Source organism: Streptosporangium becharense (genome assembly GCF_014204985.1).
Taxonomy (GTDB): Bacteria; Actinomycetota; Actinomycetes; order Streptosporangiales; family Streptosporangiaceae; genus Streptosporangium; species Streptosporangium becharense.
Genome location: NZ_JACHMP010000001.1, coordinates 3,258,059 through 3,276,595, shown reverse-complemented (window position 1 = coordinate 3,276,595; position 18,537 = coordinate 3,258,059). Strand labels below are relative to the sequence as shown.

The following is an 18,537-nucleotide window of genomic DNA, read 5'->3' as shown; positions in this document are numbered from 1 at the left end:
CGGCCGCCGCGGATCAGCGGGCCGCCTCCCCGTGAGCCGGCGTGACCGGCGCGGCGGTCCCTGCGGCGGTCTTCGCGGCGGTGGCGGCGTCGCGGTCGGGGATGGACGACAGGTCGTAGGCGTAGAACGCGGTGGCGTAGCCGATGGCCTTGGAGTTGCGGTCGAGCGCGGCGGCGTTGATGTTGTCGATGCCGTCGCAGGCGGAGTGGTAGCAGGGGTCGTAGGCGACGCCGGCGGTCCCGCCGAACCTGGCGGCCTGCTCGGGCGTCTTGATCCCCTCGGCGCCGGTGAAGATGCCGCCGGCCGGGATGCCGTTGGCGATGAACGCACCGTAGTCGGAGCGGCCGGTGAAGTCCGTGCCCTCGAAGCCGAGACCGCGCTTGGTGTAGAAGCGCTCCAGGCGCTTCTCGATCTCGGCGGAACCGGCGGGCCCGGCGGGGGCACCCTCGCCGTCGGAGTCGTCACCGTCGTAGAGGAAGGTCACATCGTTCGGGGAGGCGACCATGTCGAAGTTCAGGTAGAGCCTGATCCTGTCCCGCTCGGCCTGCGACAGGCCCGCGACGTACTGCTCCGAGCCGAGCAGGCCCAGCTCCTCGGCGCCCCACCAGGCGAAGCGCAGCCTGTTCTTGGTGGGTACGTGCGCCAGCTTCAGCGCGGTCTCCAGGATGGCGGCGCTGCCGGAGCCGTTGTCGTTGATGCCGGCTCCCTCGGGCACGCTGTCGAGGTGGGCGCCGACCATCACGACCTCGCCGGGCCTGCCCCAGCGGGACTCGGCGATCAGGTTCCTGGTCCGGCCGACCGTGGTCTTGGCGTCCACCTTCAGGCGGACGGTGGTGCCCGGGCTGTCGGCCAGGTCCAGGCCGACGGCGGTGCTGGCGAACACGATCGGGAAACCGAAGCGCCACTCGACGATGTCGAAGACGAACGGGTCGGTACGACCCGGCTGGCCCTCGTTGAAGAAGATGACACCGGCCGCGCCGGCCGCCTTGGCGTTGGTGGCCTTGTCGACGAACGCGCAGGTGCCGCGCTGGATCAGTGCGATCCGCCCGGGGACGAACCCGGCGAAGTCGGACGCCTCGCAGCCCGCGGTCGAGGTGTTCGGGGTGGAGGGCACCGGGATGACCGCGTCGACGACCTGGATCTGGGCGGTCACGTCGCCGCCGGAGGAGTGGGCGACGGTCACGAAGTCGGCCGGCGTGGCGTAGGTCTTCGCCTCGGGTGTCTTCTGCTCGAGGACCGGCGGGCTGAGCTCCTCCCAACTGACGGGGAACTCCACGTCGGTGGTGGAGGTCCGGTAGCCGGCCTTGCGCAGCTTGCCCTGTACGTAGGCGAGGGAGGCGTCGTACCCGGGGGTGCCCGCGGCACGGTTGCCCCCGTTGGCCTCGGCTATCTTCAGGAACTCGTCCAGATGCTTCTTGACGTTCTTGCCCTTGACCTGACCGGCGACCACGTTCGCGAGAACGTCGGGGACGTCCGGTGCGGTGGTCGCCGCGCCCGCGGATGCGGTGAAGGTGAGAGGGAGGGAAACGGCCGCGGCCAGGGCGGCGGCCCGGACCATGCTGCGTCGTAACGTCGGGCGCATAACGCTCCTTGCGGTGGAACGGGCAGGGGCCCCTGTTTACGTACACGCGGAACGTACCGTGATCAATCCGTGTCGCCTAGGGCCCACGGCGAGGAGATACGCGAATAGTTATGAAGCCCGACCCTGTCAGGGTTTTCTCAGGGTCACCGGGGGAACGCGTCTTTGTCGGCCATTCGTTTGACCTGACGAAGAACACAGATTCGGGAGGGAACGAAGTGCACCGATCCAGGAATCACAAGATAGTCGCCGGCGTCTGCGGTGGAATCGCGGAGAGCCTCGGCTGGTCGCCCACGGTCGTCCGGGTGCTGTGGCTGCTGCTCTCCCTCATCCCCGGGCCGCTCTGGGTGGCCTACGTGCTCATGTGGATCCTCATCCCCAAGGCGCCCGCCGCGGCCCGCTACTGAGACCGTCCCCGGGGCGCCCGCGGTCCGCCGCGGAAAATAAGCTGTGGACATGAGGCAACGTCCCCTGTCCCTGGTCCAGGACGACCTGGTCGACTACGAGAAGGCAATGGAGCAGATGACCGACCTGGTCGGTCAGCGGCAGCGTGACGAGCGCCCCGACACGCTGTGGCTGCTCAGCCACCCGCAGGTCTACACCGTGGGCCGGCGCACCCCGCAGGAGCACCTGCCCGACCCGTCCCGCGGCATCCCGGTCGTGAACACGGGCCGCGGCGGGCAGCTCACCTACCACGGCCCCGGTCAGCTCGTCGGGTATCTGATCGTCAAGCTCGGCGAGGACGAGGGCATCGTCGACTACGTCCGCGAGGTCGAGCTCCGGCTCGTCCGCGCGCTGGAGACGATGGGGGTGCCGGCCGAGCGACGCGACACCCCGCCGGGCTCGGAGCTGCTGACCGGTGTCTGGACGCGCGAGACGGGCCGCAAGATCGTTTCGATCGGCATGCGGCAGAGCCGCGGCGTGACCAGCCACGGGTTCGCCCTCAACGTCGACGGCGATCTGACCCCGTGGAACTGGGCGGTGCCCTGCGGCATGCCCGAGGTCGACATGACCTCGCTCCAGCGGGAGGCTCCCGCCGTCGCGTCCATGGATCAGGTCCGGCCGGTGGTGGCGGAGGCGTTCGAGGCGAGCTGAGCGCGGCGGCCGGCGGATCCCCGCCGGCCGCCGGGAGCGGGTCAGCCGACCGGCTCGTTCTCGTCGGCCGCGTCGACCTCCTCGATCGTGCGCCGCGGCCCGGTGAACCAGTACCGGGCCGACAGAGCCCACCACAGCCCCACGCCCAGCACCATCACACCGACCACGATCGGGGAGTAGTTCACCGCGGTCCAGGTGAAGTCCGCGCCGAACGGCACCGCCGCGGGGACCAGCGGCATGACGAAGTAGACCGACACGATGACGATCTCGACGAGCGCGATCCAGCACATGACCTTGTACTTCGTACCCAGTGTCCAGGGACCGGGCCGGAAGGCGTCGCCCATCCGCAGCCGGAGCCAGATCGGGATCGCGAAGGCGATGTACAGGCCGATGACCGCCACCGAGACCACCGCGTAGAAGGCCAGTGGCAGCCCGTCCGGAGCCTCGTACAGGGCCGGGAGGGTGAGGACCAGCGCCGCGGCGCAGCCGAAGACGATCGCATTGACCGGGGTCCGGTTGCGGTCGACTTTCGACCACAGCCGCCAGCCCGGGACGGCCCCGTCGCGGGAGAACGCGTAGGTCATCCGGGACATGGAGGTCACGCAGCTCATACCGCAGAAGAACTGGCCGATGGTGGAGATCGTGAAGATCGCGGTGGCCAGGTTGCCGGGGAGCGCGCTGTCGAAGATCGCGCCGACGAAGCCGTCCGCGTCGTTGACGGCCTCCACGTCGGTGGCGGCGAACAGGAAGGCCAGCAGCAGGATCCAGCCGCCGATCGCCGAGTAGAAGATCGACTGCCACAGGCCCCGGGCGGCGGCGGTGGACGCCCCCCGGGTCTCCTCCGAGACGTGCGCGCACGCGTCGAAGCCGGTGATCGTGTACTGGGTCAGCAGGAAGCCGAGCGGCAGCACGTAGAACCAGTAGGACGAGTCCGGGAAGCCGGAGTTGTTGATCGTCTCGGTGAAGACGAACGACATCGACTGGTGCTCGTCGGGGCCGAAGACCAAAATCAGCACGACGACCGCGGCGCCGAACACGTGCCACCACACCGAGACGTTCTGCAACACGGAGATCAGCCGGTGGCTGAAGATGTTGATCAACGCGTGCAGGACGAGGATGACCGCGAACAGGACGAACGCGTTGGTCAGGCTGGGCTCCCATCCCGGGAGGAACCGGTTGAGGGTGATGTTCATGAACGTCGCGCAGCCGTAGTCGACGGAGGCCGTCACCGCGACCAGGCCGATGAGGTTGAACCACCCGGTGAACCAGCCGTGGACCGGCCGGCCCATCTTCGCCGCCCACCAGTAGATGCCGCCGGCCGTCGGGTAGGCCGAGACCAGCTCCGACATGCAGAGACCGATGATCAAAATGAAGATCGAGATCAGTGGCCATCCCCAGGAGATCGCGACGGGGCCGCCGTTGTTCCATGCCTGACTGAAGGTGGTGAAACAGCCGGCCAGGATCGAGATGATCGAGAAGGAGATGGCGAAGTTGGAGAAGCCGCTCCAGGTCCGGGAGAGCTCCTGCCTGTATCCGAGCTCGGCGAGCCGTTTCGCGTCGTCGTCGGTCGTCAGTGGCCTGGTCACGCAAGCCTCCTTGCATGGTGGTGCGGGGGGTGGGGGATCCGGGGTGCGCGGCCCCGGACGTCGTCGATGAGCCGCCCGAATCCGGGATCGTCCAGGTCGCGCGCGGCCTGGGCGAACTTGTCCGCCGCCTCGGCGTCGTAGTCGAAGTCGGCGTCGGCCGCCTGTTCCCTCAGCAGCCCGTGGTGCACGGCGAACCAGAGGGTCCAGGTCAGGTTGGACATGATCAGGTTGAGCCGGACGCGTGAGGTGAGGCGCGGTTCGTCCCCGCCGAAGTAGGCCCGGCTCAGCCGGTCGGTCAGGTCCGGGTCGTAGTCCGCCTCCGCGGCGATGTCGCCCAGCTCGAAGGCGGGGTCGTTGTTTCCGGAGAGCTGGTAGTCGACGATCCTCACCTGCCGGCCGCATCGGATGAAGTTCTGCGGTAGCAGGTCGTTGTGGCACGGCACCGTGGGCAGCGGGTCGGCCGCCAGCGCCCGTTCGATCTCCGCCGCCGAGGGCAGGCGGTCCTCGTACCCGCGGGGGACGCTCAGCCCGTGGACGCGGCAGAGGGCGAGGAACTCGCCGAGCTTGCGGAAGATCGAGAAGTCGTTGACGAATCGGGGCCCGGCGTGCAGGCGGCGGCAGGCGGACGCCACAGGCTCAGGGAGGGCCCGCACCGCGTCCGCGTCGAGGGTGACGCCGTCGAGATACTCCAGCAGCAGCGCGCCGGGCATCCGGTGCAACACCCTCGGGCCTACCCCGGCGTCGGCCGCGCGGACGGTGTTGGCGATCTCCTGCTCCAGCGGGATGCCCAGCCCGGCCGCCGAGACGCGCGGGTCGAGCACGCGCAGCAGCCATCTCTGCCCGTCGGCGGCGTCCAGCCGGGCGATCCGGTGACTCAGCCCGCCTTTGATCGGAGTCTCCGTCACGGGCTGGCCGGCCCATTCGCGGACATCCCGCAGAGCGTCTGGCATGCCGAACTCCCTTGGCTTACCTTCGGATCATCGGTCCGCTCCGGCGGACAGGCCGGTACGGAGGGGTCGCAGATCGTGGAACTTCCCAGCTCCGCGCGGGCCGTCGTGATCGGCGGCGGGGTGGCCGGTGCCGGCGTCGCCTACCATCTGGCGAGGCTCGGCTGGAACGAGGTCGTCCTGGTCGAGCAGCACGAGCTCACCGAGGGGACCACCTGGCACTCGGCCGGGTTCGTGGGTCAGCTCCGCTCCACCGTGACCCAGACCAAGATGATCATGTATTCGGCCGGTCTCTATCCCGAACTGGCCGAGCTCACCGGGCTCGATCCGGGCTGGCGCGGGGTCGGCGGACTCCGCCTGGCGACCACGCCCGAGCGGGTGGAGGAGTCGCTTCGGCTGGCCGGGGCCGCCGAGACCTACGGCCTGGATCTCGCGGTGCTCTCCGGCGCGGAGGCCGGGCAGTCGCTCCCCCTGCTCCACACCGACGACGTGCGGGCCGCGCTCTGGCTGCCCGGTGACGGCTGGCTCGACCCGGCGCTGCTGGGCAGGGCGTTGGCCGCGGGTGCGCGGAAGCTGGGCGTGCGGATCTTCACCGGCGCCCGCGTGACGGGGCTCGACGTGACGAACGGTGCGATCTCCGGTGTCCGGCTCGTGACGGCGGGCGAGGAGTGGCGGGTCCGGTCGGAGACCGTGGTCGTCGCGGCGGGAGCCGCCAGCGGGACGGTCGGGCGAATGGCCGGGGTGGACATCCCCGTTGTGCCGATAAAGCACCAATATGTGGTCACCCAGCCTTTCGATGTCTCCCCGTCTATGCCCACGGTCAGGGACCCGGACAACATTGTCTACTTCCGTGAGGAGGGCGGCGGAATTCTGGTCGGCGGGTATATCCGAAATCCGGAAATATGGGATACGGTCACGCCGCTTGCCGAGCCTCGCATTCTCTTTCCTGCGGATATGCCGAAATTTCGGGAATCATGGAATTCGGCGGTGCGACGAGTCCCCGCGCTGGCCCGTACCGAGATCGTGAAGGTCGTCCACGGCCCGGAGGCGTTCACCCCCGACGGCGAGTTCCTGCTCGGTGAGACCGCGGTGCGCGGCCTCTGGGCGGCGGCCGGGTTCTGCGTCCACGGCCTGGCCGCGGCCGGCGGCGTGGGCAAGGTCATGGCCGAGTGGATCACGGACGGCTCGCCCGAGTACGACGTGTCCGGCATGGACCTGCGTCGCTTCGGCGGCCACGCCCGCTCCGCCTCGTGGGCCCGCGCCAAGGCGCTGGACTCCTACTCGAAGTACTACGACATCGTCTACCCGGGGGAGGAGCGCACCGCTGCCCGGCCACTGCGCCGTTCCCCGGCGTGGGTGCGGCACGCGGAACTGAGGGCCGTGTTCGGCGAGAAGGCGGGCTGGGAGCGGGTCAACTGGTTCGAGTCCAACGCCCCTGACGGTGCCGCCTCTGACGGTCTCGCAACCCCTGACGGTCCCGCCCCTGACGGTGCCGCCCCCGATGGTCTCGCAACCCCTGACGGTCCCGCCCCTGACGGTGCCGCCCCCGATGGTCTCGCAACCCTCGACGCTCCCGCCCGCTCCGACGTCGTCTCCTCCGATGCCGCCCGATTTGATGCCGCCCGCTCCGCCCCCGGCGCTCCCGCCGCCGCCCCCGGTGCCGCGGGGTACGGCGTCCGGCCGGCCGGGTGGGCGGGCCGGATCTGGTCCCCGGCCGTCCGCCGGGAGTGCCTGGCCACCCGGGACACGGCCGGCCTGTTCGACCAGACCTCCTTCGCCAAGCTGGAGGTCGCGGGCCCCGGCGCCCTGGCGGGGCTGCAGCGGGCGTGCGCCGGGCGGCTCGACCGGCCGGTGGGCTCGGTCGTCTACACCCAGCTCCTCAACGGCCGCGGCGGCATCGAGGCCGACCTGACGGTCACCCGCCTGGCCGAAGACCGCTTTCGCCTGGTCACCGGGACCGCCTCCGGCGTCCACGACGCCGCCTGGCTCCGCGGCCAGGGCCTCGACGTCCGTGACGTCACCTCCGCCCACGCCTGCTACTGCCTGTGGGGCCCACGGGCGCTCGACATCCTCGGCTCGGTCTCCGGTGACGACCTGACCTTCGGCTACCTGAAGGCCCGGGAGATCAGCGTCGGCAACGTCCCGGTGCTGGCCCAGCGGGTGACGTTCGTCGGCGAGTTCGGCTGGGAGCTGTACTGCCCGTCGGAGTACGGGCTGACGCTGTGGGACACGCTCGTCGAGGCGGGCACCCCGTACGGGATGCGGCCGGCCGGGTACCGCGCGATCGACGCGATGCGCCTGGAGAAGGGCTACCGCGTCTGGGGTCTGGACATCACCCCGGAGACCACCCCCCACGAGGCCGGCCTGGGTTTCGCGGTCGCCCGCGACAAGGACTTCCTCGGCCGCCTCGCCCTCCGGGACGCCGGACCGCCCGCCCGGCTCCTGTTCTGCCTGGTCCTGGACGACCCCCGCCAGGTGTGCCTCGGCGGCGAACCGGTCCGCGTCGGCGGCCGGCCCGCCTCGCGGGTGACCAGCGGCGGGTACGGCCACCGCGTCGACCGCTCGATCGCCTACGCCTACCTGCCCGCGGACACCGTCCCCGGCGACCGCGTCGAGGTCGGCGTCACCGGCGTCTGGACGGGCGCCGCCGTCGCCGCCGAGCCCCTGTACGACCCGGCCGGCGAGCGCGTCCGCCGTCTGCCGTCCTGACGGCCCGGGTGGGCGTCGCTCCGCGGGCGGCGGCGCCGACCGGATGATCGGCATGTCGTTCACCGTGCGGACGTCCGTGCGTGCTTTGGCCGGTTCGCTGCGGGCCCCTCCTCGTCGTCGCCGGACAACGATCCGTGATCGCCGTCCCGGGAGTGCGGGGGCCCGGGTCCCGAATCTCGTCCCGGGCCGCACCGAGGGATGCCCCGAGAGCGTACATACCCCCCCGGGGTTGCATGAGGAGTGGTTCTGTGGCACTGTGGTCGAGCGACAAAATACCCCCTTAGGGTATGAAGGAGGGGAAGATGAACGGCGCGACAAAGGTAGGCGCGTACGCTCTGGGGTTGGCCGTGGTGTTCGGCGGGGCCCTGGGGGCGGGGCGGGCGGTGGGCCCGATCGGCGAGGTGGCGGTCGAGGCCCCTCACGGCGCGGGCCACCGGGGCGAGGCCGCCGCGACCGCCCCCACGGGAGCCGACCGGGAGGTCGTGCCCGGCGGTCTCCAGATCTCCCAGGGGGGATACACGCTCCGGCCCGAGACCGACCAGGTCAAGGTGGGGGAGCGGGGCGACTTCCGCTTCTCGGTGATCGGCCCCGACGGCCGCCCGGTCACCCGGTTCACCCCCCAGCACGAGAAGAAGCTGCACTTCATCGTGGTCCGCCGCGACCTGACGGGCTTCCAGCACCTGCATCCCACCGAGTCGGGGGGCGGGGTCTGGTCGGTCCCCCTGACGCTCCCCGCCGCGGGGGAGTACCGCGCGTTCGCCGACTTCGCGCCGGTGGGGGCGGGCGGCATGACCCTGGGCATGGATCTGTCGGCGGCGGGCGACTACCGTCCGGAGCCGCGGGCCGTTCCCGCCCGGACCGCGAAGGCCGGTGACTACACCGTCACCCTGGCCGGAGACCTCGTCCCGGGCAGGGCGAGCAGGCTCACTCTCACGGTCGCCGAGGACGGCAGGCCGGTCACCGACCTGCAGCCCTACCTCGGCGCGTACGGGCACCTGGTCGCGCTGCGCGACGGTGATCTCGCTTACCTGCACGTGCACCCGGACGGCGAGCCCGGTGACGGCCGCACCGCCTCCGGCCCCGGGATCACCTTCTACGCCGAGGTGCCCAGTGCGGGGACGTACCGGCTCTTCCTGGACTTCCAGCATGCCGGCACCGTGCACACCGCCGAGTTCACCGCGGTCGCCGCGCCGGGCGTGGCCGGGGGATCCGAGGTGGGGAACGGCGCCACTCCGGCTCCCGCCCCCACGGACGGCCACGGCGGCGGAGACCACGCCCCGGGCGGGCAGGACACCGGAGACCAGGGTGCCGACGAGCAGGACACCGCAGGCCACGGCTCGGACGGGGAGGACGCCGGAGACCACGGCTCCGACGGGCACACCCACTGACGGAGAAATACCCCATGGGGGTTTGGTGTTCCATCGGGAGAGGGGCGTTCACCCGGACACCCCGGACCCGGATGACGGCCCGCGCCGTTCACCCCCCGACCGTCACCCCCTGCGGCCCCCGGTCGCGCACGGTGATAGACAAGGCACGAGGAGAGGCTATGACGTCCATGACCACCACCGGGCCGCCCGCCGGCGGCGGCGAGATCGAGATCGCCATCGGCGGCATGACGTGTGCCTCCTGCGCCGCTCGCATCGAACGCAAACTCAACAAGCTGGACGGCGTGACCGCGACCGTCAACTACGCCACGGAGAAGGCGAAGGTCACCTACCCCGGAGACCTCACCCCGGAGGACCTGGTCGCCGAGGTGGAGAAGGCCGGTTACACCGCCGAGCTGCCCGTCCCGCCGCTCCCCGGGGGCGGCGAGGCGGACGGGGAGACGCGGGAACGCGACGAGCTCGCCCCGCTCAGGCAGCGTCTGATCACCTCCGTCGTGCTGGCGGCACCGGTCATCGCGATGGCGATGGTCCCGGCGTTGCAGTTCGACAACTGGCAGTGGCTCTCGCTGGCCCTGGCCGGGCCCGTCGTGGTCTACGGCGGCTGGCCCTTCCACCGGGCCGCCTGGACGAACCTGCGCCACGGCGCCGCGACCATGGACACCCTGGTCTCGCTCGGCACGATCGCCGCCTTCGCCTGGTCGTTGTGGGCACTGTTCCTCGGCACCGCCGGCGAGCCCGGCATGCGGCACGGCTTCGAGTTCACCCTGTCCAGGGGCGACGGCTCGGGCAACATCTACTTCGAGGCCGCCGCCGGGGTGACCGCCTTCATCCTGGCGGGACGTTACTTCGAGGCCCGCTCCAAGCGCCGCGCGGGCGCCGCGCTCCGCGCGCTGCTGTCGATGGGCGCCAAGGAGGTCACGCTCACCTCCGGTGAGCTCGTCCCGATCGAGAGGCTCAAGGTCGGCGACCGCTTCGTGGTCCGGCCCGGGGAGAAGATCGCGACCGACGGCGTGGTCGAGGAGGGCTCCTCCGCCGTGGACGCCTCCATGCTGACCGGCGAGTCGGTACCGGTCGAGGTGCGTCCGGGCGACCCCGTGACCGGGGCGACCGTGAACGCCGGAGGACGTCTGGTGGTCAGGGCCACCCGAGTCGGTTCCGACACCCAGCTCGCCCAGATGGCCAGGCTGGTGGAGGAGGCCCAGAACGGCAAGGCCGCCGTGCAGCGGCTGGCCGACCGGATCTCCGGGATCTTCGTGCCGATCGTGATCGCCCTGTCCGTCGCCACCCTCGGCTTCTGGCTCGGCACCGGTTCCGGCACCGCCGCCGCCTTCACCGCCGCCGTGGCGGTGCTGATCATCGCCTGCCCGTGTGCCCTGGGCCTGGCCACGCCGACCGCGCTGATGGTCGGCACCGGCCGAGGAGCCCAACTCGGCATCCTCATCAAGGGCCCCGAGGCGCTGGAGTCGACCCACGGCGTCGACACCGTCGTGCTGGACAAGACCGGCACCGTCACCTCGGGCACGATGACCCTCAAGGACGTCTTCACCGCCCCGGGCGAAGACCGCGCCGAGGTGCTCCGGCTCGCCGGAGCGCTGGAGTCGGCCTCAGAACACCCGATCGCCCGGGCCGTCGCCCGTGCCGCCGCGTCACCGGCCAAGGTGGAGGACTTCGCCAACGTCGAAGGGCTCGGTGTGCAGGGCATCGTAGAGGGGCACGCGGTCCTGGTCGGCCGCCCCCAGCTGCTCGCCGAGTGGTCGCAGCACCTGCCCGCCGAGCTGGAGACCGAGCTGGAAGGCGCCAGAGCACGCGGGGAGACCGCCGTCGCGGTCGGCTGGGACGGCCGGGCGCGCGCGGTGCTCACCGTCGCCGACGAGATCAAGCCGACCTCGGCCGAGGCGATCCGGCGGCTGCGCGGGCTCGGCCTGCGACCGGTCCTGCTGACCGGTGACAACGAGGCGGTAGCCCGCACGGTCGCCGACGCCGTCGGGATCGACGAGGTCATCGCCGACGTACTGCCCGCCGACAAGGTGGACGTCGTCAAGCGGCTCCAGGCCGAAGGCCGCAAGGTGGCCATGGTGGGCGACGGGGTCAACGACGCCGCCGCGCTCGCCCAGGCCGACCTCGGCATGGCGATGGGCACCGGCACCGACGTCGCGATCGAGGCGTCCGACCTGACCCTGGTCCGTGGTGACCTGAGAGTGGCCGCCGACGCGATCCGGCTGTCGCGCCGGACGTTGCGCACCATCAAGGGCAATCTGTTCTGGGCCTTCGCCTACAACGTGGCCGCCCTGCCGCTGGCCGCGTTCGGCCTGCTCACCCCGATGATCGCCGGAGCCGCGATGGCGTTCTCCTCGGTCTTCGTGGTCGGCAACAGCCTCCGGCTCCGCCGCTTCGGCTGAGACGACCCCGGGCCTCGGGCCTCACGCTCCGGGGCTCGGTGCCCGGACTCCGGAGTGCCGAAGCCCGGGGCTCGGGTCCCGAAGCCCGGAGCCCCGGGGCCCGACCTCCGGGGTGCCGAGATCTCGGAGCGCCGGGTGCTCAGTCCGGGCGGAGCCGGTCAAGGCCCCGCCCGGATCGGAGGGCGGGGCCCGATACCGGTTCTCCCTCCCCGAGCCCGTCGCGCTCCGACAGCCGGAGGATCTCCTCGACCGTCCCCTCGTCCGCGGCGTAGATGTGCGGCACGTCGACGAAGACCCGCATCGACCCGCACCCCACCGTGAGGCCGTCCGCGACCTCCGTCTGGATACTCCGCAGCGGCACATAGTTCAGATAGGCGGTGAACGCGTTCTGCGACCGGAAGGCGGCGGTCATCGCCAGCCGCCCGGCGCGGAGCCGGAAGGCCAGGCTGGTCAGACAGGGCACCGCGTCCGGCGACTCACCGGGGACGGTGAGGGAGATCCAGCCGCTCTTGGAGTACGGCTTGGCCCGCAGCACGTCGGCGATCCAGCCGAGCTGGTCGACACCGAGGAGCTGACGGAGCCGCCCGCCGTAGCTGTACTTGAACGGCGGGATGACCGCCCGCTCGCTGAACTTGCCGGAGTACAGCGGGATCTTCCCCGGGTCCCCGTAGCATTTCAGCACCGGATCGTCCCAGGCCAGGCAGGTGATCTCGAACAGCACCGCCGGTGCCTCGATGATCGGACCCCGGTCGTCCAGGGCGGGTCCGCCGTTGTCTCGCACGTGTCGCATCAGCCAGATCCACGTCTCCCCACAAGACGCGAATCTGAGGTAGTCGGGCATTCAGGTCTCCACGTTGGGGAAATGGAAGGGGTTGTGTGGGAGCCGCCGCTGCCGGGAGACGTTGGCGCGGACGTAGTAGAGGAAGTAGTGGACCAGTGAGATCAGCCCGATGATCACCAGCAGCAGCGCCGCGTCGGGCCGGGCGCCGACCAGGCCGACCACGCCCGTCGCGATGTAGGCGCTGTTGACCAGGGCCAGCATCATCACGTTGATCCCCGGCCAGGCCAGCGGCGCGTACGTCTCCGGGTAGCGGGGGTCGACCGGGAGGTTGGGTGTCCAGCCGAGCGCCGAGAAGTGGTCCTTGAGGTGCACCGCGTAGAGCAGGCGGAAGTTGTTGAGCGCGCGGGCAGTCCTCATGTGCGCGTTGACCGCCTCGATCAACCGCAGGAACGGAACCACGCTGAGCAGCCCGAATCCGGCGATGGTCGCGAACAGGTACCAGGGCACGCTGTGCCAGGTGGTCAGTGCGACCGGGTTGACCACCTTCGAGCTGGCAAGCGCGATCGCCGCGGCGAACGGCGCGGCGAGCAGGCTCATGGACAGCCGCGTCATCTTGATGCGCTCGTCCTTGGCCGCCAGGTAGACCTGGTAGGTCCCGGTGAAGTCCACGGAGACGAGGGCGAGGAACTCCCTGGGCTCCACGGGCGGCACGTCCGGCGTCTTGGGCAGCGATTCCGCGCTCGTCCGCGGCGACATCTTCCGCATCGGGACCCACTTTCGAGGTAGTGGACTTCCCAGGTAAGAAGATATTGACGCAGTTGTCAGGCTAATGAGTGCTTTTCACCGACATGCGTATCAGAACCTCTCCGAGGGCGTCCCTCGGCGCATGGGAACCCGCGAGCAGGCGGCCCGTCACCGCGCTTCCGCGGGGTCGGCCCCCGTCCCCTCCAGCGCCTCCTCCAGCGAGGCGGCCAGCGTGAAGAAGGGCAGGAGACCGGTGGTGGCCAGCATGTGGCAGAGCGTCCGGCTCGGCCCGACCAGGATCAGGTGCATCCCGGCCTGCTGGCTGCGGCGCAGAGTCCACAGCAGTTCCGCCAGGCCGGTGGAGTCGCAGAAGGTGAGCTCCGTGAGGTCGAGGATGACCCGCGGCGCGTGACCGGGCAGAGGGGCCTTACCGGACGGGGCCTGGACACCCGGGGACGTCGTACCGGATGTGGCCAGGACACCCGGGGACGTCGCCGGACTCCCGGCAGCCGGGAGCGGGACCGCCGGAGACGCCGGAGACACGGCCACACCGGGAGGCAGGCTCTCCGCCGGTAGCGGAACCTCCGGGGAGAACAGGGAGGACGAGGTCGCCGGGTCGAGCGGTGAGGAGGGGGGCTCGGAGGCGAGGTGGGTGAGCGGAGACTCCGGACCGGACTGGGGGAGGCTCTCCGCTGAGAGTGGCGAAGGACGCCCGGCAGGAGAGGAGGGGATCACCGAGGAGAACGGGGCCGGTACGGAGAAGGCGGCTTCGACCGGCGGGAGCTGCGAGGGGGCATGGAGCGGAGGTGGAGGCGGAGCGTCACCGTCCAGACCCCAGATAGCGGTCAGCTCCTGCCGGAATATCGGTGCGTAGTCGTAGTCGAGATCGCCACTCGCGCGGATCACAATGGCGGTTTCGTGCAAACCGGACGAGATGGAAAGCGCATTCGCACCTTCGGGTGGCATGGAGACTCCTTCGACCCGCGGTTCACAGGGCGGGCGTTCCCTCCGTCCTACCAGGTGCGGCGATCTGGCAGCCCGGGATGGCAGAGAACTCCAGTGTACTGGTGCTGTTTCCTCTCGTCCGGGCCGCCGGGAACCGGGCGGAACTCCAGGACGCCGCATGTTCCCCGGAGCGGTGACGGGGAGCGCGCAGGCTAACGATCGGACGGGAGCTGGTTGCCGATGAGCTCCAGCAACGCGGTGTGCGTCTCCCGGTCGGCCGCCACGACGAGTCCGCCCGCGCCGGTGTGCAGTGGCTGACCCTGGAGGCCGGTCACCACGCATCCAGCGGCCCGGCACAGCGCGATCCCAGCGGCGAAGTGCACGCTGTCCCGCAGATGGCCGTCGGTGACGTACGCGGCACGCCGACCGGCGGCGACCCATGCCACTGCCAGGGTGGTGGAGACGACACGCGGGCGGAACCGCTCGATGAACCCCTGGTCGTCGAGGAGGCGGGAAGCCCGGAATGCCGGTCCGTTCGGGAACGGCGGATCGAGGTTGACGTCCACCAGCCGCGAATCGGGCGACGGCGCGAGCCGCTCGTCCACGCCGCCGCGGCGGACGTACGCGTGAGCGCCGTCGGTCCAGAACACCTCGTCGGCGAACGGGTCGGCGCAGGCCGCCGCTGTGATGCCGGAGCCCGTGATGTCGGAGCCCGTGCGCAGGGCGACGTTCACCGCGACGAGCATGTTGCGCGCGGCGTAGTTCAGCGTGCCGCACAGGGGATCGACCAGCCACCTGCGCTCCGCGCTGTCCGGTCCGGTGCGTCCGCTCTCCTCACCCGTCACGGCGTCGTCCGGCCGAGCAGCGCGGATGACGTCGAGGATGGCCTTTTCCGCCTCGATGTCCGCGGCCGTGGCGAAGTCACCCGCGGCTTTCTCGAAGCGTGTCAGCGACGCACCGTACATGGTGTGCACGACAGCGGCTCCCGCCTGTGCCGCCATAAGAGCCAATTCCTCGTCCGCGATCACCATGTGCGCAGAATAAACCAGAAGTCTTGTCTTGTTCCCCGGAGCCGGAGCCGTTCCCGTCTCGTCCCGAAGGGGCGGGGTCGTTCCCGGGATCGCGGAGGCGCCACCGCGTCCGCGACCCCGGCGGGACCGGTGGACCGGCGGCTCCGCTCAGGAACGCCAGTACCAGTAGTACCAGGAGCCCTTGCTCTTGCGGCAGTTCCACCGGTCATGGTGCTGGTCGTGGCCGTAGGACTGGCACTTCGACTTGGTGGAGAAGCGCGGTCCCTTCCTCCAGTCGGCCGGTGCCGCGTTGACCGCCTGGTAGGTGTCCCCACCGGCGACCACGGCGACCGACGAGGCCGCCATGGCCGGCGCGGCGAGAGAAACCGCGGTCGTGGCGATCGGCGCGACGAACATCGAGGCCGCGAGAGTGCCGGCGGCGAATAGTTGTCCGGGCATGCTCAACCCCTTTCTGGCGGAGAATTCTGATCGCAGGGGTTTCGGATTTCGCTCGGCCGCGGTGCATGAAGAGCAAGCCGAGGTATCTCATGAATCCGGATTTGTCATCACGCTAGATTTTCGGGTCCGGAATTGTCGACCTTCCTCCTCCTAATGGAAGGTCAGGGTTGCGGAAAGCCCGGTCTCCGGCCGGGCCACCGTCACCCGGTCTCGACGGGGCCGTACCAGCGCCTCCGGTACGGGGAGCGAGGCGGGCCGTACCGGAGGCGCCGGTACGGGGAGCGAGGCGGGCCGTACCGGAGGCGCCGGTATGGAAAGGGCGGCGAGTCCGGGCGGGAACGCGCGAGCCGGTCGAGCTTTTCGGGGTGTGCGCGAGGGAAACGGGCTTTCAACGGCCGGTGCGAGGAACGTACCTTCGGGATGCGTCCGAGGAACCCGCCGGGCTCACCGCGCCGGCGGTTCCCCAGCCGCTCGGATCGGTGCGTCAGCCGCACACCTCGGAGATGCCGCAGACCTTCCGGGGCATCTGCTTCGCCTTGCCGGTGAGCACACCGGCAACGTAGCCGTCCTGGGTGTAGACGAACGGGGCCCTGCCCCGGCTGGCCATGACGGCGTAGACGGTGGTGGTTATCCGATTCCGGAATACCGGCCGCTTGGTGAGAGATATCTGTAGTGGATGCATTGGGATTGGGTGAAGATTACGGGCATGTCCCCTGATCTCGACACCGGCCCGCGGGCCGACCCGCCCGCCCGAGGTGACGAGCACGTCACGCCGGGACGCGCATGATCGAGGAGTACGCCAGGCACAACGCCACGCCGACCCGCCTCGTCAGCGAGTCGACGGTGCGGTGGGCCGGTAGTCGTTCCGGCGGCCCCGGCCCAGGGGGCGCCGTCGCGACGTCGTCTGTGGTGATCGGATGTGGTGATCGGAGTGATGACATGGGGCTGACGACACCCCCGGCGCCGTTCGACATGGCGGCGGTCTTTCCCGAGCTGGCGGACTGGCGCAGGACCACCGTCCGGCTGCACCCGCGTCGCGGAACGCCGTCCGCCACGGACAGCTCCCTCGGCGGGCCGTTGCTGTGGCCCGCCGACGAGCCCTGGCCCGTCTGTCCCGTGCCCCAGACCCATGATCTCTCAGGAGGATGGGGGCCGCTTCCGCTGGTCCCGATCCTTCAGCTTCTCGCCCGCGACGTCCCCGAGCTGCCCTTCCCCGACGACACCGACACCCTCCAGATGCTGTGGTGTCCGGTCGATCATCAGCCCTTCTGCGAGCCGCACCCCGTCGTACGCTGGCGCAGGGCGACAACGGCCGTGGACCGTCCTGCCGCGGCGCCCGAGCCGGCCCCCGACAGCGAGAAGTCCTACCTCCCCGAGCCCTGCGTGCTGTCGCCCGAGCGCGTGGAGGAGTATCCGATGACCTGGGTGCTTCCTCGCGAACTCAGGGTCCGGATCCGGGAGTGGGAGGAGGGCGTCCCCGGTTCCGACGGCTGGGGTTATCTCCCGCATCTCTCGACGGCGCCCGGGAGCAAGGTGGGAGGCTGGGTGCGCTGGATCCGGGAGCCGGAAGAGCTCACGTGCGGCAGGGGCCACGGGATGACGCACCTGCTGACGATCGCCGGCCGGGAGCTGGACGGCGAGAGCGGGAAGAGATGGGCTCCCGTGGAAGAACGCCGGTCGTTCGAGCGGCGGATCGCCCCCGAGATCCAGAACCCGGCCGGTCTCATGCCCGGTGGCGTCGGGTCACTCCACCTGTTCACCTGCCTGGAATGCCCTGAGCGGCCGGTGGATTACCTCAGCCAGTGGACATGAGGCACGGCCTCGGACTGTTCCTCGACGATGCCGGCGGAGACCGCGGTGACCGGCTCCTACCTGGAGATCGCCCCGGCCACCGGGGAGAGACCGCAGATCGTGCCGGCGCACATCGACATCGGCAACACCGGGAAGCTGGGGGTGACCGCCTGGAAATGACCGGCCGACGGCTCCGATTTCCTGTCGATCCGGTCGCGTACGGTTCCCGGGCATGGGAAGCACCGGAATCTCGCTTCAGGTCTCGGGTGACGGCGACCGCGCCGTGCTGCACGCGGCGATCTGGGAAGCCGCACGCGACTTCCTCGACATGTACACGGGATCACCGGCGTACGAAACGGCATATTCCTACCTGTCGGAAGCTATTCCGCATGAGAAGGACCTGGGCGGGTGGGGTGTCGACGGCGACTGGCTGCGATGGATGTTCCCTGACTTCGCGGGCTGCTGCGCGGTCTCGTCCAACATCTGGGTGCACTGGCTCCAGCTTGCCTTCGCCGCCGACTGGGACCGTTTCGTCCAGTTGGCCGGGCAGCACGGGCTGGAGATCGTCAGCGAGCGGCCCGCGCTCGACGGGCTCCTCGCGAACGACGGATCTTACGTCACGTTGCGTGGTGAAGTGTGGTCCGTCGATGAGAAGGGGTTGTACGGCGACGACAAACACCTCCCGATCGCCGATCTCGACCCCGACGAGCTCGCCCGCCATGCCGAGGCGTGCGAGCGGTGCATGTGCGGGCCTTGCGCGATGCTGCGACCCGAGCCGGGAATCTGCGGGGTGACCATGGTGTGGGCTTCGATGACGTCAGGTGAGCAGGGAGCCGACGAGTAGCCGGGGGTGCGGACACCGGAGAAGCCGCGGCGCGTCAGGGGCGCTGGTCGAAGACACCCGTAGGCGGAGATGCGATGCGTCCCGCCCGCAGGGGAAGCGGGCAGCGGGCCGGGGAACCTGGTAGACATCAACGAAGGTGCTTTCCGACCTCGGACGGACGGGACCTTGGAAAAGTCCTGTCATCTCAGCCCAAGGGTGTTTTTCGGGTAAGGGTTCGACCCGACCCGAATTCCGGGAGATCCGCAGGTTGATGCAACGATCAC

The 18,537-nt window shown here is 70.3% G+C and carries 16 protein-coding genes; 7 read left to right on the top strand and 9 right to left on the bottom strand.

What is annotated here, in order from left to right; genetic code table 11:
• Nucleotides 1-13 precede the first annotated feature (13 nt).
• Entirely contained in the window at nt 14-1,582 is a 1,569-nt protein-coding gene (locus tag F4562_RS14080; RefSeq protein ID WP_184537842.1) for a M28 family metallopeptidase, read from the bottom strand.
• A gap of 215 nt (nt 1,583-1,797) precedes the next feature.
• Between F4562_RS14080 and F4562_RS36320 the strand changes: the two genes are divergently transcribed.
• Both F4562_RS36320 and lipB read left to right on the top strand, forming a co-directional pair.
• Entirely contained in the window at nt 1,798-1,986 is a 189-nt protein-coding gene (locus tag F4562_RS36320) for a PspC domain-containing protein (RefSeq protein WP_311733809.1), read from the top strand.
• A gap of 49 nt (nt 1,987-2,035) precedes the next feature.
• Nucleotides 2,036-2,674, top strand: coding sequence for a lipoyl(octanoyl) transferase LipB (lipB, locus tag F4562_RS14070; RefSeq protein ID WP_184537846.1), 639 nt, complete (start codon nt 2,036-2,038; stop codon nt 2,672-2,674).
• 41 nt (nt 2,675-2,715) lie between these two features.
• Here lipB and F4562_RS14065 read toward each other — a convergent pair whose 3' ends face one another.
• Both F4562_RS14065 and F4562_RS14060 read right to left on the bottom strand, forming a co-directional pair.
• On the bottom strand, nt 2,716-4,260 hold the full coding sequence (locus tag F4562_RS14065) for an amino acid permease (protein ID WP_184537848.1): 1,545 nt from the start codon (nt 4,258-4,260) through the stop codon (nt 2,716-2,718).
• A complete protein-coding gene (locus F4562_RS14060) occupies nt 4,257-5,210 on the bottom strand; it encodes a choline kinase family protein (protein ID WP_184537850.1) in 954 nt (317 codons plus the stop codon). Before F4562_RS14060 ends, F4562_RS14065 begins: the two co-directional genes overlap by 4 nt.
• A gap of 75 nt (nt 5,211-5,285) precedes the next feature.
• Between F4562_RS14060 and F4562_RS14055 the strand changes: the two genes are divergently transcribed.
• The 3 genes from F4562_RS14055 to F4562_RS14045 all read left to right on the top strand — a co-directional run bounded on the left by F4562_RS14055 (nt 5,286) and on the right by F4562_RS14045 (nt 11,700).
• Nucleotides 5,286-7,916 carry a GcvT family protein gene (locus tag F4562_RS14055; RefSeq protein WP_184537852.1) on the top strand — a complete coding sequence of 877 codons (2,631 nt, stop codon included), beginning with the start codon at nt 5,286-5,288 and terminating at the stop codon, nt 7,914-7,916.
• A gap of 302 nt (nt 7,917-8,218) precedes the next feature.
• Entirely contained in the window at nt 8,219-9,304 is a 1,086-nt protein-coding gene (locus F4562_RS14050) for a DUF8832 domain-containing protein (RefSeq protein WP_184537854.1), read from the top strand.
• A gap of 167 nt (nt 9,305-9,471) precedes the next feature.
• The gene (locus F4562_RS14045) at nt 9,472-11,700 is read left to right on the top strand and encodes a heavy metal translocating P-type ATPase (protein WP_375782458.1); all 2,229 of its coding nucleotides are present in this window, start codon (nt 9,472-9,474) and stop codon (nt 11,698-11,700) included.
• Nucleotides 11,701-11,839: 139 nt separating this feature from the next.
• Here F4562_RS14045 and F4562_RS14040 read toward each other — a convergent pair whose 3' ends face one another.
• The 6 genes from F4562_RS14040 to F4562_RS35825 form a co-directional block, all read right to left on the bottom strand.
• Nucleotides 11,840-12,490, bottom strand: coding sequence for a thymidylate synthase family protein (locus F4562_RS14040; protein ID WP_184537858.1), 651 nt, complete (start codon nt 12,488-12,490; stop codon nt 11,840-11,842).
• A 51-nt stretch (nt 12,491-12,541) separates the two neighbouring features.
• On the bottom strand, nt 12,542-13,246 hold the full coding sequence (locus F4562_RS14035) for a hypothetical protein (RefSeq protein WP_184537860.1): 705 nt from the start codon (nt 13,244-13,246) through the stop codon (nt 12,542-12,544).
• Nucleotides 13,247-13,393: 147 nt separating this feature from the next.
• Nucleotides 13,394-14,131, bottom strand: a complete 738-nt coding sequence (locus F4562_RS14030; protein WP_184537862.1) for an STAS domain-containing protein — start codon at nt 14,129-14,131, stop codon at nt 13,394-13,396.
• 251 nt (nt 14,132-14,382) lie between these two features.
• Nucleotides 14,383-15,201 (bottom strand): inositol monophosphatase family protein, encoded by an 819-nt coding sequence (locus F4562_RS14025; RefSeq protein WP_184537864.1) that lies wholly within the window; start codon nt 15,199-15,201, stop codon nt 14,383-14,385.
• 147 nt (nt 15,202-15,348) lie between these two features.
• On the bottom strand, nt 15,349-15,639 hold the full coding sequence (locus F4562_RS14020) for a hypothetical protein (RefSeq protein WP_184537866.1): 291 nt from the start codon (nt 15,637-15,639) through the stop codon (nt 15,349-15,351).
• A gap of 484 nt (nt 15,640-16,123) precedes the next feature.
• A complete protein-coding gene (locus tag F4562_RS35825; protein ID WP_260315723.1) occupies nt 16,124-16,246 on the bottom strand; it encodes a hypothetical protein in 123 nt (40 codons plus the stop codon).
• 332 nt (nt 16,247-16,578) lie between these two features.
• Here F4562_RS35825 and F4562_RS14015 point away from each other — a divergent pair, with 332 nt between their 5' ends.
• Entirely contained in the window at nt 16,579-17,451 is an 873-nt protein-coding gene (locus F4562_RS14015; protein WP_184537868.1) for a DUF1963 domain-containing protein, read from the top strand.
• A 211-nt stretch (nt 17,452-17,662) separates the two neighbouring features.
• Nucleotides 17,663-18,274 (top strand): hypothetical protein, encoded by a 612-nt coding sequence (locus F4562_RS14010; protein WP_184537869.1) that lies wholly within the window; start codon nt 17,663-17,665, stop codon nt 18,272-18,274.
• Nucleotides 18,275-18,537 lie beyond the last annotated feature (263 nt).